The sequence below is a fragment of the Verrucomicrobiia bacterium genome (genome assembly GCA_035629175.1).
In the GTDB taxonomy this organism is placed as follows: domain Bacteria; phylum Verrucomicrobiota; class Verrucomicrobiia; order Limisphaerales; family DASXHY01; genus DASXHY01.
The window spans coordinates 1-1,199 of sequence record DASPIL010000010.1 but is presented as its reverse complement, the minus strand read 5'-3'; the positions used below and the strand labels follow the sequence as shown (position 1 = coordinate 1,199).

General features: G+C 59.6%; 1 protein-coding gene and 1 tRNA gene. Both read right to left on the bottom strand.

All coding sequences use genetic code 11. The features are described 5' to 3' along the window. Positions 1–155: 155 nt before the first annotated feature. Positions 156–232: transfer RNA gene (locus VEH04_01130), tRNA-Gln, on the bottom strand. A 54-nt stretch (positions 233–286) separates the two neighbouring features. Further along, positions 287–1,159 (bottom strand): 4-(cytidine 5'-diphospho)-2-C-methyl-D-erythritol kinase, encoded by an 873-nt coding sequence (gene ispE / locus VEH04_01125; protein HYG21352.1) that lies wholly within the window; start codon positions 1,157–1,159, stop codon positions 287–289. Between the last annotated feature and the right edge of the window lie 40 nt (positions 1,160–1,199).

The window sequence follows — 1,199 nt, the reverse complement described above, 5'->3', positions numbered from 1 at the left end:
TCCTGCGGCCAGCTCCGGGTTTGCGTTGCCGGTAAAGACCATCAGGTTTTCAAGCGCCATGGGACACCTAAAGTGAGCGGGTTAAAAGGATGAAAAGCCGCCAAGGCATGACAGGGTGTCTCGCGTTGGCGGCTTTCGGTTCTTCTTGTATTTAATGGCAGGGGAACAAGGATTCGAACCTTGGAATGCCGGAATCAAAATCCGGTGCCTTAACCAGCTTGGCGATTCCCCTACACAACCTGTTGTCTGGCGTTACCAAAATAAAGCAACGTCAAACGAATTCTGTCTACGAGTCCAGCAAGTGCGAGAGCGGGTGGCGCTCGATCGCCCTGGCTTTCCAGACTTTCCACTGCGACTGTCCGGATTCTTGTGCCGCTTTCAGCACTTCGTCCGCTTCGTGCTCCTGTGCGAACGCACAGAACACGCAAGCACCGGAGCCGGTCATTCTCGCATCGCCGAATTGTTGCAGCCATTCGATGGCTTCAGCAATCGGCGGGAACAGCCTTGTTGCCACGACTTGCAGGTCGTTTTTTCCGAAGCAATTGGATGCGCTGGAAAAGTCCGATATTTTGACCGGCTTTGTGCTTCTTGTCAAATCCGGAGCGGAAAAAATTGCAGCGGTCGGCGCGGAAACGCCCGGTTCGATCACGACGTACCAGCAATCCGGGGTGTCGACCGCAGCCAGGTCCTCGCCCACGCCTTCAGCGAAGGCGTTGCGGCCGAAGATGAAAAAGGGCACATCGGCGCCGAGCCGGAGGCCGAGCGTCATGAGTTCCTCGCGGCTCAGTCCGGTTTGCCACAAATGGTTCAGCGCGATGAGGGTTGTCGCCGCATCGGAAGAGCCGCCGCCGAGCCCGCCTCCCATCGGGAGCCGTTTTTCGACGGCAATCTCCGCGCCCAGCTTGCGTGCCCCCGGTGCGGCGGATTGCAACAGCCGCGCGGCGCGCACCACCAGGTCCGCATCCTCGGGCACGCCGGGCACATCGGTCGCCCGCCGAATCTCGCCGTCGTCACGCACCTTGAAATGCAGCAGGTCGCCGCGGTCCAAAAGCTGGAAGACGGTTTGCAGCAGGTGGTAGCCGTCGGGGCGGCGCCCGGTGACATGCAGGAAAAGGTTCAGCTTTGCAGGGGCGGGGCAGTTGTTCAGCGTGTTTGCCATGAATCGATGACGATGCGAAGGGAAACGTCGCCCGCGTGTT